This window comes from Rothia sp. HMSC068F09 (genome assembly GCF_001812775.1).
GTDB classification, from domain to species: Bacteria; Actinomycetota; Actinomycetes; order Actinomycetales; family Micrococcaceae; genus Rothia; species Rothia mucilaginosa_A.
This window is the reverse complement of the sequence record NZ_KV810415.1, coordinates 1-15428: the sequence shown is the minus strand read 5'-3', so window position 1 is coordinate 15428 and position 15428 is coordinate 1. Positions and strand designations below refer to the sequence as shown.

Annotated in this window: 10 protein-coding genes; 6 read left to right on the top strand and 4 right to left on the bottom strand. The window is 60.1% G+C overall.

The features are described from left to right. Window positions 1-383: 383 nt before the first annotated feature. From HMPREF2874_RS01295 to HMPREF2874_RS01285, 3 genes are all read right to left on the bottom strand, one after another. Window positions 384-3614: a DEAD/DEAH box helicase gene (locus HMPREF2874_RS01295; RefSeq protein WP_070648649.1), complete on the bottom strand. Its 3231-nt coding sequence runs from the start codon at window positions 3612-3614 to the stop codon at window positions 384-386. A 272-nt stretch (window positions 3615-3886) separates the two neighbouring features. Beyond that, window positions 3887-5977 carry a phosphate acetyltransferase gene (gene pta / locus HMPREF2874_RS01290; RefSeq protein WP_070648647.1) on the bottom strand — a complete coding sequence of 697 codons (2091 nt, stop codon included), beginning with the start codon at window positions 5975-5977 and terminating at the stop codon, window positions 3887-3889. A 239-nt stretch (window positions 5978-6216) separates the two neighbouring features. Beyond that, window positions 6217-6840 carry a GNAT family N-acetyltransferase gene (locus HMPREF2874_RS01285; protein WP_070648645.1) on the bottom strand — a complete coding sequence of 208 codons (624 nt, stop codon included), beginning with the start codon at window positions 6838-6840 and terminating at the stop codon, window positions 6217-6219. A 164-nt stretch (window positions 6841-7004) separates the two neighbouring features. On the opposite strand from HMPREF2874_RS01285, the gene HMPREF2874_RS01280 reads away from it, so the two are divergent. From HMPREF2874_RS01280 to HMPREF2874_RS01260, 5 genes are all read left to right on the top strand, one after another. Then, complete coding sequence (locus HMPREF2874_RS01280) at window positions 7005-7892, top strand: spermidine synthase (RefSeq protein WP_070648643.1); 888 nt, start codon at window positions 7005-7007, stop codon at window positions 7890-7892. A gap of 201 nt (window positions 7893-8093) precedes the next feature. Further along, window positions 8094-9041, top strand: coding sequence for a prephenate dehydratase (pheA, locus tag HMPREF2874_RS01275; RefSeq protein WP_070648653.1), 948 nt, complete (start codon window positions 8094-8096; stop codon window positions 9039-9041). Between the two features lie 118 nt (window positions 9042-9159). Further along, window positions 9160-10470, top strand: a complete 1311-nt coding sequence (gene serS / locus HMPREF2874_RS01270) for a serine--tRNA ligase (RefSeq protein WP_070648641.1) — start codon at window positions 9160-9162, stop codon at window positions 10468-10470. Between the two features lie 100 nt (window positions 10471-10570). Next, window positions 10571-11659 (top strand): diacylglycerol/lipid kinase family protein, encoded by a 1089-nt coding sequence (locus tag HMPREF2874_RS01265; RefSeq protein WP_070648640.1) that lies wholly within the window; start codon window positions 10571-10573, stop codon window positions 11657-11659. A gap of 134 nt (window positions 11660-11793) precedes the next feature. Then, window positions 11794-12219 (top strand): hypothetical protein, encoded by a 426-nt coding sequence (locus HMPREF2874_RS01260; RefSeq protein WP_070648638.1) that lies wholly within the window; start codon window positions 11794-11796, stop codon window positions 12217-12219. A 121-nt stretch (window positions 12220-12340) separates the two neighbouring features. On the opposite strand, the gene HMPREF2874_RS01255 is transcribed toward HMPREF2874_RS01260, so the two are convergent. After that, on the bottom strand, window positions 12341-13027 hold the full coding sequence (locus HMPREF2874_RS01255) for a DUF8175 domain-containg protein (RefSeq protein ID WP_070648636.1): 687 nt from the start codon (window positions 13025-13027) through the stop codon (window positions 12341-12343). 347 nt (window positions 13028-13374) lie between these two features. On the opposite strand from HMPREF2874_RS01255, the gene HMPREF2874_RS01250 reads away from it, so the two are divergent. Next, the gene (locus tag HMPREF2874_RS01250; RefSeq protein WP_070648634.1) at window positions 13375-14655 is read left to right on the top strand and encodes a Fic family protein; all 1281 of its coding nucleotides are present in this window, start codon (window positions 13375-13377) and stop codon (window positions 14653-14655) included. The last annotated feature ends 773 nt before the right edge of the window (window positions 14656-15428 follow it).

Sequence of the window (15428 nt, the reverse complement as noted above, 5' to 3'; positions counted from 1 at the left end):
TGCTCCAATCGTCGGTGATGGTGTGTATGTACTAGTCGAGAAGCTTTCTTTAGGTACAGCAACGTATCCAAAAGCGCCCAGACTAGGTACCTCGCATTATCGATGCACCGGTGCATCGCTTTGGGTCTCGAGACCACCTTACAGGATGTTTGCCATCTTTTGCAGTCTTTTGAGGTTTTTGGTGGTGAGAGTTCGTCGTTCGAGCGTCTTCGTCTGCCGGGTGGTGTGTGCGGCTTCTCGTGTTGGGACCGGTCGATAGGGCGCCTTCACCGCGGGGTAAAGACCCACGGCGAAGACACTAACCTATCGAAAACCTCGGTCTAAAAAGCAGGCGGCCCCGGACGCACACGCATCCGGGGCCGCCTGCTGCGGCTATTTACAACCTATGAAGCAATCTTCGCGATCTGGAATATGGACGCCGGCATCGGGCGGTCCAACGACCAGCGAATATGCATCGGCTTAGAGCCCTCGTGAGAAATGTATTTCACGGTGCCCAGGCACATGTAGGGGCTGGTGCCTAGATCGTCTGTCTTGACGTGGCGAACAAAAAGAACGATGCGGTGCCCCAACTCTTCATGGTGTTGGAGGACCTGCCCTATCTCAGTATTAGCAGAGGTCTTGTTATCCGAGTCCCATGCGAATTCAGACCTGCTGATGGCATAGTCCTTGTACATGGTGGCCGGTGAAAAGTGCTTCTCGGATTTCTCCAACGTCACCAGTAGTGCTGTAGTGCTTGACGAGCTGAAGGTCCTGACACCCTGCTGGAAACCGGCTGGTACACCAAAACTTCCCTCTTGACCACCCAGACCAGCAAATAGTTCCTCACGGGAGTAGTAGGCGTGAGTGCGCAGAGGAACGCCTTCGCCCTCAAAAAGCGGCAGGGTGGAGGTGGTATCTGTAGCGGTATTGAAGTTCCAGACGCTCTCCAACTCCTGCAGCATACCGCGGTTCTTGCGCAGGGTTGCCAGGCCCTCGTCGAGGGTGAACTTCTTGGTGGAGCCGTCCCACTTGGCCTTCGGCCAGATGGAGAACAGTAGCATCCATGCATGGCGGCGTTGTTCATCGGTCATGTCCTGTTCCAAGATGTCCGTGTTCAGCAGCTCCAGGTAGGCGTTAATGCGGAACGTATCGTGCACGTGCGTAAGGGCCTTGACGCGCTTATTCGTCTCGACGGACACGTTGTTGTGGAAGGGAATCACCAGGTCGGGGTACAGTCCACTCGCGGCCTGGAGGCTAGTCCAGGTTGTTGCGACGGGCTTAGTTACACCGGGTAGGGTCACCTCGCTACTGCGCCCGTAAATATGCGGCAGACCCAAGCCGTAGTGGTTGATGAAGTCAACGACAGTGGGACGAATATCGGGCTCTGCAGAGTTTTGCTGCATATTTTCCAGGTAGCTCTTGGCGGTGTCGAGGAGGGCGTTCTTATTCATACGCAGGGACTCACGAATTTTCTTGAGAACCTGCTTCTGGGTCACTTCATCCAGCGAGAAATAGCATCCAGCCGGTAGTTCAGGGCTCTCAATATCATCCACAGTTAGGGCACCTTGTCGTGCAAAAGCGCGGTACTTGCTGTGAATCATGAAGTTCTTGTTCTGGTGTCCCACAAAGTCGAGGACCGTCAGAACAGACTTCAACGGTGCACGGCGCAGACCGCGGCCCAGCTGCTGCAGGAAGAGGGTGAGCGACTGGGTGGGACGTAGCATCAGGAGCGTGTCGATGTTCGGAATATCGACGCCCTCGTTGAACAGGTCCACGGTGAAGATGGTCGTCAGCTCGTGGTTGTCATCCGCAAGATTCCCCATAACCTCGGCACGACGCTCGGCGGAATCTGTACCCACCAAGCAGTCTGCCGGGATTCCTATTTCGTTGAATTTCTGGGCCATGTATTTGGCGTGTTTCACGCTCACGCAGAACCCGAGCGCCTTCATGCGCAGGGGGTTGTCGACCTTCTTGCGTAGCTCCTCCACAATGATGCGCAGGCGACGTTCAGCATCCTTGTGGTCGGTGTACCGCTTTTCCAGGTCGGTTTCGTCGTACCGGCCACCCCGAACGTTGACGCGACGCAGGTCGGTGCCGTCGGTAATACCGAAGTACTGGAAGGGTACGAGGAGGTTGTCTTCGAGTGCATCCCACAGGCGGATTGAGGTCGCCACGTAGCCGCCGAAGTACTTGTCGGCGATGTTCACTCCGTCTTCTCGCTCGGGTGTTGCGGTCAGGCCGATAAATTCGCGGGGTTCAAAATAGTTAAAAACTTTGTCCCAGCTAGCGGCCTTAATGTGGTGACATTCATCCATGATGATGACGTCGAAATAGTCCGGCGCGTAATTCTCAAGGGCAGCACCCGATAGGGTTTGAATAGTGGCAAAAACAGCCTCGTTATATTCGGGCTTTTTACCACCGGTCAGAAGCTCGCCGAAATTACCTTTATGCATGACGTCACCAAAAGCGCGACGAGCCTGGTCGAGAATTTCTTTGCGGTGCGCGATGAAAAGCAGCTTCAGCTTTTTGTCGGACTGCTTGCAGAGACGCCTGTAATCCAGGGCAGAGAACACGGTCTTGCCGGTGCCGGTTGCGGCCACGGCGAGGTTGCGGTGACGACCCTTAGAACGAGCGTTCTGCATCTCTTCGAGCATGCGCTCCTGGTGCGGGAACGGGTGCACATCCAGCAGGGACGAGTCGATATCGTATTCCAGGCCCTTGCTTTTGCGGCCGGTAATATCCGCCTTGGCCAGGGCAGTATCCAAATCCTGTTTCTCCTGGTCGGTGGCGGTATAGTGGGTAAAATCACCGCTCTTCCAGTAGCTCTCGAACAGGCCTTCAAACTGGCGGATCAGGCCGGGCGTAATCGGGCTGGAGATGCGAACATTCCACTCCAGTCCGTCAGTGAGTGCGGCACTGGACAGGTTCGAGCTACCCACGTAACCGGTGGACATGCCGGTATTGCGGTGGAACAGCCAGGCCTTCGCATGCAGGCGGGTGCTGTCACCCTGGTAACTGATTTTCACCTCCGCGCCGTACTCTTCGACGAGGCGGTCAATAGCCTTGCGGTCGGTCGCGCCCATGTAGGTGGTGGTAATAATGCGGAAAGGAATACCGCGATTTTTAATAGCTTTAAGCTGCTCACTCAAACTATTAACGCCGGACATTTTAAGAAAAGAGCAGAGCAAATCTACACGGTCTGCGCTTTCTAATTCTTTCTGAATTTCAGTGTTGAGATTTAGGTCTTTAGAAGTATTCGTCATTAGAGCGACGTCGCTCAGAGGAATATCGGGGCGCGCGGTTTTTGCGTCAGTGAGGGCGAGCTCGCGCATCTGAATTACGTTGCTGTGGTCGTCGGTCAGCAACGAATCGTTCTGCGCGTCGGCCTCCTGCGGCAGGAGCGCCATCATGCGGTTGACGAGTTCCGCCTGGTCGGCAGGGGTTTTGAGGCTTTCGAGGGCGGGGGCCAGCTGGGTAGCAAAGAACTGGGTGAGCAGTTCGGGGATGTTGTAGTCGTCCTTTTTGAGAATTTCTTCCTGCCATTGCGCGCCTTCGGGGATGGCGCGGCCCATGAGCGATGCGCTCTTGAGGTGTTCGTACAGTCCCAGGGGGAGAGTTTCGTCAGTTGTGGTCATAGCAGCAGCCTAGCAGCCCGGGCGGTTTGGCGCTGTCCGGGTGGTCACCGGCTCACGGGGTAGGGGCGGTGGAATCCTGTAATTACAAAAATTCTGCCCTGCATCTTCCTCGAAAAGCCACATGTGTTTCGAGAAGTCACGTAACTTGTTGCTTTTCGAAACACATGTGGCTTCTCGGCGTATAAAAAACAGCACATAAAAACCGCCCCGTCCGCCGCGCCCACATGGGGTACGGCGGCCGGGGCGGCCTCATTCAGCGGTCAATAACCGGCTTACAGGCTCTGTGCCTGAATTGCGGTAATCGCAACGGTGTTGATGATGTCCTCAACGGTGGTACCGCGCGACAGGTCGTTCACAGGCTTACGCAGACCCTGCAGAACCGGGCCCACAGCGGCAGCACCCGAAGACTGCTGAACAGCCTTGTAGGTGTTGTTACCGGTGTTCAGGTCGGGGAAGACGAACACGGTAGCCTGACCAGCAACCTCGCTGCCGGGCAGCTTGGTCGACGCAATGGACATGTTCGAAGCAGCGTCGTACTGAATCGGGCCCTCAACCGCGAAGTCGGGGTTCGAAGCGCGCACGAGCTCGGTTGCCTCACGCACAACGTCCACGTCTGCGCCAGCGCCGGAGGTGCCGGTCGAGTAGGACAGCATAGCAACCTTCGGCTCCACACCGAACTGGCGTGCAGTCTCTGCGGATGCCTTCGCAATGTCGGCCAGCTGCTCTGCGTTGGGGTTCGGGTTCACTGCGCAGTCGCCGTAGACCAGAACGCGGTCTTCCATCAGCATCAGGAAGACGGAGGAGACGATCTTGGTGCCGGGGCGGGTCTTGATGAACTCGAGCGAGGGGCGGATGGTGTTCGCGGTGGTGTTCACAGCACCGGAAACCATGCCGTCGGCGATGCCCTTGTAAACCAGCATGGTGCCGAAGTACGAGGGGTCGGTCATGCGCTCGCGAGCAGCCTCGATGGTGACACCCTTGTGTGCACGCAGCTCGGCGTAGGTTGCGGCGAAGTCCTCGGAGTACTCGTTGTTCTCGATGTCGATGATGCGGATCGAGCTGGGCAGCTCAATGCCCTCAGCCTGGCAAATCTCTGCAATCTTGGCGGGGTTACCGAGCAGGATCAGGTCGCAGAAGTCGCGGCGTGCAATGATTTCGGATGCACGCAGGATACGCACGTCGTAACCCTCGGGCAGGACCACGGAGCGGCGGTTTGCGCGTGCGGTCTCGATGAGGTTGTGCAGGAAGCGCAGCGGGGTCATGGAAGCCGGGCGCTCGATGGACAGGCGGGACAGCAGCTCGTCCTTGTTGACGTGCTCGTCCCAGCCACCCAGGGCGGCGGCCAGCTTGCGCTGGTGACCGCTCTCGAGGGAGCCGTGCACGCGGGAGACGGCGCGTGCGGACTTGAAGGTGTCGTGCTCGGTGGACAGCACCGGGAAGGGTGCGTTCTTGATGAGCTCGCCCACGGCGGTGTGCTGGCCGGAAACGTCGTCCAGGCCGCCGGTGAGCAGCACGCCCGAGGGAGCGGGGAAGGACGGTGCCAGTGCGGAGGCCAGGGTTGCGGCCACGATGTCTGCACGGTCGCCGGGGACAATCACGAAGTCGCCGTCGACGAACTGGCCCAGGAAGTTGGAGACGGTCATGGCGGCGACCTTGATGCCGTGAATATCGCGGCTGAGGTCCTCAGCCTTCACGCCGGCGGTGTCGAGCTTGAGGGCCTCGGCCACCTCACCGACGGTCGGAGCGGTCAGCTCGGAAATCTCGGGCAGCACGTAGACGGGCAGGTTTGCCTCGCCGCGCTTGACGGACTTCTCGATGTCCTCGCGCAGGGTGGGCTCTGCACGGTTGACGATGACGGCGAGCAGGTCAGCCTTGGATGCGGTCAGCTCGGTGCGGGCCACGTCAACGGCGGTGACTGCCTCTTCGACGGTGGCTTCCTGCGCACCGACGATGGCGACGACGGGCAGGCCCAGGTCGCGTGCAATCTGGACGTTCAGGTCGAACTCGACGGAGAGCGCGTTGGCGGGCAGGTAGGCGCCGTCAACGATCACGACGTCGCTGTTGGCTGCGACCTTCTCGTAGGCGGATACCGCGCGGGAGGAAATCTCTTCGGTGTCGCCCTCAGCGATGAGTGCGAGTGCGTCGTTCATGGAGACGGCGCCGTCGACCTGCTCCTCGGAGAGGTTGAAGTGCTCACGAATCAGGCGTGCTACAGGGTCGTCAGCGATGGTTGCGCCGTCGAAGACGGGGCGGAAGAAGCCGACGCGGTCCGCGCGCTTGATCAGGGAGTCTGCCAGGCCCAAGGCAATCAGGGACTTGCCCGAGTTCGGGGACGTAGCGGAGAGGTAAAGACCGGTGGTCATATTCTACTTTCCTTCGGTGGGGTGGCGTTCGGCGCCGGTACCGCGCGTGCGCAGGGGTTCCCTGTGTCTGTGCGGTGTGCGTCGAGCGTAGGTCACTTTCTATGTTAAGACTTTGCGGGTGTGGCGCCTAACAGCGTTCAGGGTGCGATGTGTCGCACGGCGTCCCGGGCGGGGCCGCCGCGTGCCTCGCGGTGCCCGCAGCTGCTGGACTAGCCGTCTGGCCCACCCGTTTACGGGTTTTACGGGTTGAGGATGCGCGCGTACCGTACGCTGTGGCCGGGCGCCCAGATGCCGCGTGCCTCAAATTCGATGCTGTTGCGCTGGTAGCCGAGGCGCTCGTAAAAGGAGAGCGCCCGTTCGTTTTCGGCCATGACCCACAGGTAGGAGTTTTCGTCCGGGTAGATGGCGGACTCGTAGAGTGCCCGGCCGAGGCCGGTACCGTGCATGTGGTTGAGCGTGTACAGGTGCGTGAGCTTGCGGGTGCCCGCGGGCAGCTCGGGCATGGAATCGGCGCGTTCGAGTTCCCAGGAGGAGGGCTCGCAGAGCGAGAGCGTCAGGCCGACCGGCTTCTCCCAATCAATCCGCGCGCCGATGGAGCAGGAGAGCCCGCTTTCGGGGGTCCAGCCGGGCACCTCGTAGGCGAAGAAGCCGCGCACGGTGGGGGAGGAGATGTGGCGGCGGAAGTCTTCGAGATATTCGTCGCGTTCGGCGCGGTGGCGAGCGGTGAAGCTCTCCCCGAGCGTGTCAAAGTAGAGCGGGTCGTAGGTTTGCTCCATGCAGTCCAGCTGCAGGTCGACGTACTTTTCGGCGTCGGTCGGTTCAATCGGTGCGAGCACGTAGCGGCCCTGACATACAAATCCCATGGGTTCCAGTCTACTCAGCCTGTTTCTGCGGAGGCGGTTCCTCGCGGGTGCGTACGCTAGGGGCGTGCAGGAGCGGCACCCCGGGATGCGAGCGCCGTCGGGCGGCCCGCCCCCGATTAGGTGCGGCGCTGACCGGGGGCGGGTCGTCGGCTAGGCTAGAGGGTATGGCGAAAAAGAGCAGGGCACCGAAGAAATCCCAGAAGGCGCAGAAGAACCAGAAGAACCGGGCTGACGATACCGAGAACACCCCCGTGCAGGGCGCGGCGGCAGGCGTGTACCCCATCTCCACGGGTGAGGCGGAGCTCGTCCCCGACGGCTACCACGCCGACGGCTGGCTACTGCTCATCAACGGCGTGCAGTCCTCCCACGTAATCGTGGGCGAACCCCGCCAGCTGGATTTTGAGTACATGCGCTGGATTGCCGCGGTCGTCTCCTCCCACGTGGAGGAGCACCTGGACGCCGCGAAGCTGCGCATCACCCACCTGGGTGGCGGCGCGTGCTCGATGGCGCGCTATTTCGCTGACCTGTACCCGACCAGCCGCAACACGGTCGTTGAGCTGGACGCCAAGCTCGCCGAGTACGTGCGCGCCTGGTTCGACATCCCCAAGGCGCCGCGCGTGAAGATTCGCGTGGGGGAGGCGGGGGCCGTCACCTCCACGTTTGCCCCGGCTTCCCGCGACGTGCTGATTCGTGACGTATTCGCCGGTGACACCACCCCCGAGGCGCTCACCACCGTCGAGTTCACCCGCACCGTCGCCGAGTCGCTGGCACCCGGTGGCCTGTACATCCTGAACTGCGGCGACGGGCCGGCGCTGACCGGTGCCCGCGCTGAGGCGTCCGCCCTGCTTGAGGTGTTCGAGTACGTGTGCATTGTGGCGGATTCGGCAATGTTGAAGGGTCGCCGCCGCGGCAACGTCATTATTGCCGGCTCGCACGCGCCCCTGCCGGAGGCTGGTTCCGTGCAGGCTGCCGCTATTTCCCGCGAGCTCATGGGTGGAGGCGTACCCGCCCAGTACTGGGACACCGCGCGGGTGCGCCAGTTCGCGGGTTAGGTTTTCAGTCGCGGCTTAGATTTCGGGGATAGGTTAGTTCCTTCGGGGATAGGTTAGTGACGTTGGGGGTGGGGCTTAACCACCCCCAACGTCACTAACCCACCCCTAAAATCGCCAACCCATGACCGAAGCCATTCCGAGATATATACGGCACGGGTGAAACCCCACCGCTACCGACCCCAACCCGATACCATGGTGACCATGCGATACACCTATCTGGGCCCCTCCGGCACCTTCACTGAATCCGCCCTGCTGAGCGTACCCGGCGCATCCGACGCCGAACGCATCCCCGCAACCAGCGTGCCCGACGCGCTCGCACGCCTCAACGCGGGCGAGGCGGACGCCGCCATGGTGCCCATCGAAAACTCCGTGGAGGGCGGCGTGAGCGCCACCCTGGACGCTATCGCAGCCAGCGAGGGTGTGCGCATCATCCGCGAGGTGCTCGTGCCGATCCGCTTCGTGCTGGTCGCCGCGAAGCCCATCAGTATCGAGGACGTCAAGACCATCTCCACCCATTCGCACGCCTGGGCGCAGGTGCGCGGCTGGGCGCAGGAAAACGTGCCCACCGCGGCATACCTGCCCGGCTCCTCCACCGCGGCGGCGGCCGTCGGCCTGCTCGAAGAGGGATGCACCTACGATGCGGCAATCTGCTCCCCGGCGCTGCTCGCCTACCACCCCGAACTGCACGTACTGCAGGACAACATCGGCGACAACAAGAACGCCGTAACCCGCTTCGTGCTGCTCTCACGCATCGCCGACATTCCCGAACCGACCGGCTCCGACAAGACCACCCTGACCGTGCCGCTGCCCGCCAACCGCGCCGGCGCGCTCATGGAGCTGCTCGAGCAGTTCTCGGTGCGCGGCGTGAACCTCTCCCGCATCGAATCCCGCCCGACCGGCGAGGGCATGGGCTCCTACTCGTTCAGCATCGACGCCGACGGCCACATCTACGAGGCACGCATGCGCGATGCACTGCGCGGCTTGCACCGCGTCTCCCCGACGCTGAAGTTCCTCGGCTCCTACCCGCGCGCCGACCACGAAAATACCGAGGTCGACAGCATCCACTCCGACGCCTCCTTCGACTCCGCGCACGAGTGGCTGGAATCGCTCTTCCCGAACGGCCGCCCCGCGCACCTGCAGCGCCGCTAGCGGTGCCACCACCGGCGGCACCACAGGCCGGCCGCCGCTAGATACCCCCGCACCTACCCGCGCCCCACCAGCGCAAACCCCGCCCACAACCCACCGCAAGATTAGGTAGGATAAAACAGTGATTGATATTAACCTCCTCCGCGAAAACCCCGACGCCTTCCGCGCCTCCCAGCGAGCACGCGGCAAGGACGAAACCCACGTCGACCGCATCCTCGAAGCCGACACCGCACGCCGCGCACTCATCGGCGAATACGAGACCCTGCGCGCCGAGCAGAACGCCTTCGGCAAGAAGGTTGCCAAGGCACCCAAGGAAGAAAAGCCCGCACTCGTCGCACAGGCCAAGGAACTGGCCGCCCGCGTCAACGAGGCGAAGGCATCCTCCGAGGCGAAGACCGCCGAATACGAGGAACTGATCAGCAGCATCGAGAACCTCATCATCGACGGCGTGCCCACCGGCGGCGAAGACGATTACGTGGTCGTCAAGAAGGTCGGCACCCCCCGCGACTTCACCGCTGACGGCTTCGAGCCGCGCGACCACCTCGAGATCGGCGAGCTCGTCGACGGCATCGACATGGCCCGTGGCGCGAAGGTTTCCGGCGCACGCTTCTACTTCCTCAAGGGCCAGGTGGCCCGCCTGGAGCAGGCACTCATGTGGATGGCGCTCGACCTCGCAACCGAGCACGGCTTCACCATGATGACCACCCCCACCCTGGTGCGCCCCGAAATCATGAACGGCACCGGCTTCAACGTCAAGCACGACGACGAAATCTACCGCCTCGAACGCGACGACCTGTACCTGGTCGGCACCTCCGAGGTGGCGCTCGCCGGCTACCACACCGACGAAATTCTCGACTTTGAGAAGGGTGCGAAGAAGTACCTGGGCTGGTCCTCCTGCTACCGCCGTGAGGCAGGCTCCGCTGGTAAGGACACCCGCGGCATCATTCGTGTGCACCAGTTCAACAAGGCTGAAATGTTCGTCTACTGCCCCGTCGAGCAGGCAGAAGAGATGCACGAGAAGCTGCTGTCCCTCGAAGAGGAAATGCTGCAGCGCTGCGGCCTCGCATACCGCGTGATTGACACCGCCGCAGGCGACCTGGGCACCTCCGCAGCCCGCAAGTTCGACTGCGAGGCGTGGGTCCCCACCCAGGGCACCTACCGTGAGCTGACCTCCACCTCGAACTGCACGACCTACCAGGCGCGCCGCCTGAACATTCGCGAGCGCACCCCGGACACCGTGGACGAGGCAGGCAACGTGCGTAAGGGCCGTACCCGCTCCGTGGCAACCCTGAACGGCACCCTGGCAACCACCCGCTGGTTGGTGGCCATCCTGGAGACTCACCAGCAGGCCGATGGCTCGGTCCGTATTCCGGAAGCACTCCGCCCCTACATGGGTGGCGCCGAGGTTATCCCGGTCGTAGCCGCTGAGTAAGGGATTGCCCGCCCGCTAAGGCGTATCAAAACCAGCTGAAAAACCCGCTCACCGCGTAAACGGTGGGCGGGTTTTTGCGTGGGCGGGTAGTCTAAGAGTTATGCCTCTTTACCGTAAGCTCCTTGGTGTTTCCGCGGCGGCGGCTCTGACCGCCTCCGTCACTCGCGCCCGCAAGAATGCGCGTCGACGCGCTATTGAACTGGGTGCGCCCTTCGGCGTTCTGCCGACCCTGCCCACCGGTGAGGCGCAGCGCGTGGGCCTGGTGTACAACCCGAGCAAGCCCGGTGCTGCGGCGGCTATCGAGATTCTGGAACGTACCCTCGCGGCGAATGGCCACCCGAAGGCGCTGGTGCGCACCACCCGCGTGGACGAGCCCGGCTCAGAGGCCGCCCGCGAGCTGATTGCCGAAGGCGTTGACCTGCTGATTGCTGCCGGCGGTGACGGTACGGTGCGTGCTGTGGCGGCGGCGCTGGCGCATCATGAGGGGCAAAAGCCGCGCCTGGGTATTCTGCCGATGGGCACCGGCAACCTGCTGGCGCGCAACCTATACATCCCGGTGAGTGACGTGGCGGCGTGCGTTGATATTGCGCTCAACGGCGCGGGTCAGGCCGTTGACGCGATTGAGATGACGACTACGGGCACCACCGGCGAAGAAACCGAACACACGTTCTTTGTGATGAGTGGTGCCGGCTTCGACGCGCTCGTCATGAATGACACGAACGAGGAGATTAAGGCGAAGTTCGGCTGGGTGGCGTACGTGCAGTCCGGCATGAAGCACATGCTGGGCAGGTCGCATCCGGTGAGTATTAGCGTGGACGGTGGGGAGCCCCGCATCCTGCCGATGCGTTCGGTGCTGGTCGCGAATTGCGGCCGCCTGCAGGGCGGTATTCGCCTGGCGGACATGACGGATGTGCACGACGGCAAGCTTGAGGTGATTGTGGCGTCCCCGCGTGACCTGGTGGAGTGGGGCCTGCTGATGGCAAAGGTGATGCGCCGTACGATTCTGGGTTCGCCGCGCATTGAGCTGCCGGTGATTCGTCATCTGGTCGGGTCTGAGGTGGTGCTGGAGTTCCCGGACGGTGCGCAGCCGGTTGAGGTGGATGGCGACCCGGCGCCGTCGGCTTACCGCATTAGCGCGCGCGTGCTGCCCGCCGCCGTGGAGGTGGCGGTTCACCCGGACGTGCTCTAGGGCCGCGACGTTTTAGGAGCGTATTTTAGGGTTGCGGGCCGTTTGCGGCGCCTGTTTTTGAGGAACCGTCCAGGTGGGTGGCGTATTCTCGGGATTGTTGATGTATACACCGAGTACGTCAGGAGACAACCACGATGAGCAACCAGCCGGCACTTCAGCAAACCGCACCGTATCTTTCGCATCCGGCAGATTATCTGCAGGAGAAGCCGCGCCGTGGTTTCTGGAAGACTGTTCTGCGCATCATCGCCTGGGGCATGTACGTTCTGAGCGTGCCCGTGTGTTTGATCGTAACGGGGGTTGTTATTGTCGGCCTGGTGTTGTTTGGAGGCTCGATTGATAACGTGATTCTTCACTTTGTGGTCATGCTGGTGATGCCTTTTGTGGCTCTGGTCCTTGGTTGTGTTGGGCTGTATTTCTTTGGTGTGAAGATCATTGGTGGTCTTTTCACGTATTCGCGGGCTGATAGCGAGGTGGAGGACCGCAGCGAGCGTTTTGTGATAGGTACGTACGAGCTCTTTGCTGAGATATTTTCGGGCCTCCCTGACATTGACTTCTTCTGACGGAGGCGGCATCTAATTACTGGCTCTTAGAGTTGGCTTAAACCTATAAACGCGGTGGGGCACGACCTAATGAAAGGTCGTACCTCACCGCGCTTTTATCGGTTGTGCCGGTTTTTAGTTTTTAGGCTTCCCAGGTGATGAACTCGTCCGGGTCAGCCTTGCCAGCTTCAGTAGGAGTAGTAGGAGCCCAATAGTGCCAGTCACCATCGTGCCACTCCATCACAATATCGGCAGACCAGTATGTAGCCGACGGGGTCTTGAGCAGCAGTCGCACCGTTGCACGCTCCGGGGTGTAGGAGATGTAACGGTAACCGGAAATGTGGAGAACCGGAGCGGTCGTAGTGTCCTTCTTGCGGAGTTCGCGGAGCGTATCGGCGCCGGGGCCAACAATAGTCGGCATATAGTCCTTCGGGGACTCTACCATCTGAATATATGCCCAGGTTGCGGCGTACAATCCGCCCTCAGCCGAGTGCTCGAAGCAGTTGCGAATCGGGGAGTTTGCCATGGGGCCGGCAGTCTTCGATACCGGGCCAATCCAACCCTGATCAGTGGTTACCCACGTGGTGTCCTTGGGTGCTGCATCCAGTACTGCCTGGTCGTCTGAGGCGCCAGCGCCGCAGGTGCCTGCCGCTACCGTTGAGGTGGCCTTCGACTGAGCCGCACCGTTCGAGCCGCCCGCGGCGGAGGTGTTGGAATTATCGCCGCCGCGCGGAATCAGCACGATGACCAGTACAACGAGGAGGGCGACGATAGCTGCTGCCAGTCCGAAAGCCCAGCGGGGGATAGTGACTCCACCCTTGTTCTCCATAACAATCTCCAAAATACGTAGACCCCACAATTCGGGGCGCGACAAACCCACCCCCAGCAGGAGGGCAGAGATTGAATGAGTGATGAGAAACTATGCGGTACCGCAGGAGAAGCATCTGAGCCAGAACACAACATCGAGGACTGCAAGACGCAAAAACACGGCGGCACCCGGTTATCGGTGTCAAAAGATACCCTATCATGCCTACAGATATCCTGCAGGCGCTCACCCTGAGCTACCATAATGTGATTTATACCATGAAGGAAATAGCTAATTTTTTCACTATTTCTCGAAAATAAGGGTTATAATGAAAAAAATCGCAATTTTTTCCACTATTAAGGAGAGTGTAAGTGGGCACCACCAGCACAAGGTACCGCACCCTCAAAAGTATCTTCCACGAACGCGGCAAAGCCGCCGCACAAACCGAACTGCAGGCGCGCCGCAACGGCTACTCCACCTACCTTCTCGACGAATTCAAAGTCGGGGAGCACCCCCTGTTCTACCTGGCAGACCGCACCGCAATCGCATCCTTTGAACGCATCATGCTCCGTGAATGGCATATCGAGCAGCTGAGCTCCCAACTGCCCAGCATCGCTATGCAAAGCTACCTACTAGACTTGGCAGTACGCAGTATCGTGGCGTCCGACCGCATCGAAGGTATATACACCACGCGCAAGTTCATCTCTGAGGCGCTCACCTTCGGCGACAGTGAAGACCCCCGCGCCAAACGCGCCGTCGAATTCGTGAACCTCCTCAAAGACCTGGGGGTAGGCCACCCCCCCTTCACAGTCGAGCAGGTGCGCAACCTCTACGATACGCTACTCGAAGGGTACCTTGCCGAAGAAGATCGGCCAGACGGGGCTCTATTCCGCACCAAACCCGTGTTTATTTACTACAGCGCCCGCGAAATTCACCGTGCCCCCGACAGCGAAGCAACTATCACCGCCAACGTTCAGACGGCACTCAACCACACCCTTGACCCGAACGTGCCGGTGCTATTCTCCGCAATCGCCGCGCATTTCATGATGGAGTACACGCACCCTTTCTACGACGGCAACGGCCGTTTGGGTAGGTACCTGCTGGTATCTCACCTGGGGCGGACCCTCAACCGGCTGACGACCCTCACCCTGCCGAGCACGCTCAACATTCAGAAGAGCCGCTACTACAAGGCGTTTAGCGCGGCGGAAGAACCCCTCAACTACGGTGAGGTAACCAGTTTTCTGCATGTTCTTCTGGGGTTGATTGAGCAGGCTCAGGAGCACCTGGAAGACGAGCTGGAGGCGCGCGACCGTGCGTGGCGTGCCCTGGGTCGGCGTATCGCTGAGCTGGAGGGTAGCCGCGCCTGGACGGGCGGCGCCTCCGGGTTGACTTCGAAGAAGCGTGATGATGTTCTGCGGCTGCTGTACCTGCTGGGGCAGGTGCATATTTTCCGTGCGCCGGTCGCCCCCACCTCGAGCGAGTTGCAGGAGGCGCTGGGTGTTACGGCGCCGACTCTGCGCGATAGGCTCAAGCTGCTGCAGGGGCTTGGGTTTGTTGAGGGCGTGAAGGCCGGCCGCACGATGCGCTGGTCCCTCACCGAGGCGGGTACCGCCCTGCTGGGTCTGCCTGCCGTTGATGACGATGAGGACTAGCCCACGAGCATAAGAAGCAGGGGAGGAGCCGCACCGGAATGCGTTCCCTCCCCTAAAAACTGCTGCTTCCTGTGGCGCCTAGTAGTAGCGGCCTGCAGGTATTAGTAGTCTCAGAATATGCATATATATCAATGTATGAATATTTATATTATGTTTCACGTGAAACATTTTATGAATTGCATAGAGACCGATAGTGAATGAAGTTTAGGGAAGCAGGTGTAGGATTCGATGAAATGTTGTGTAGCAAGGGATTGGTGACTAGCATCACACGGAGATGGATACGGGCGAGGTAAAAAGAATGATTGTTTGTTTTTAAATTGATTAAGGTGGTAAACTGTTGTTGCTTATGGGAACAAAGATACGAAATAGGGTTGTGTTTAAAGTGTGAAAATTAAAGTTTGAGTTGGTTATTTGATGTTCTCGAGGGTTTTTAAAACTCGTAGCCCTTTTGGGTTTTAAGTCAATACCTGTTGGATTGTAGAATGTATGTGTGGTCTCTGGTGAAGTATGCTTCATGTAAGGCAGAAGGCACTCAGGTGACGGGAGACATTTTCCCTGAGAGTGGGTAGCAGGTCTTGCATTGGTGCTTGCGAGAGTCTTGTGTGTCAGAGAAAGGCTGGGTGTGGTGATCTGTGAGGCCTGAAGAAATGAGTACCTTGGAAGGACCATGATTTTGAATTTTTATGCGAATGCGAGTTGGCGTTTTTCTAAGGAGGTTCCTATGATAAAAACTTTTTGTTTGAGACAGTTGCCTGGTGGGCTTGTGATTGCAG

Excerpts from the sequence above, each read along its gene's own strand:
- HMPREF2874_RS01295 (WP_070648649.1), bottom strand. The coding sequence starts at position 3,614 with ATGACCACAACTGACGAAACTCTCCCCCTGGGACTGTACGAACACCTC.
- pta (WP_070648647.1), bottom strand. The coding sequence starts at position 5,977 with ATGACCACCGGTCTTTACCTCTCCGCTACGTCCCCGAACTCGGGCAAG.
- HMPREF2874_RS01285 (WP_070648645.1), bottom strand. The coding sequence starts at position 6,840 with ATGGGATTTGTATGTCAGGGCCGCTACGTGCTCGCACCGATTGAACCG.
- HMPREF2874_RS01280 (WP_070648643.1), top strand. The coding sequence starts at position 7,005 with ATGGCGAAAAAGAGCAGGGCACCGAAGAAATCCCAGAAGGCGCAGAAG.
- pheA (WP_070648653.1), top strand. The coding sequence starts at position 8,094 with ATGCGATACACCTATCTGGGCCCCTCCGGCACCTTCACTGAATCCGCC.
- HMPREF2874_RS01265 (WP_070648640.1), top strand. The coding sequence starts at position 10,571 with ATGCCTCTTTACCGTAAGCTCCTTGGTGTTTCCGCGGCGGCGGCTCTG.
- HMPREF2874_RS01260 (WP_070648638.1), top strand. The coding sequence starts at position 11,794 with ATGAGCAACCAGCCGGCACTTCAGCAAACCGCACCGTATCTTTCGCAT.
- HMPREF2874_RS01255 (WP_070648636.1), bottom strand. The coding sequence starts at position 13,027 with ATGGAGAACAAGGGTGGAGTCACTATCCCCCGCTGGGCTTTCGGACTG.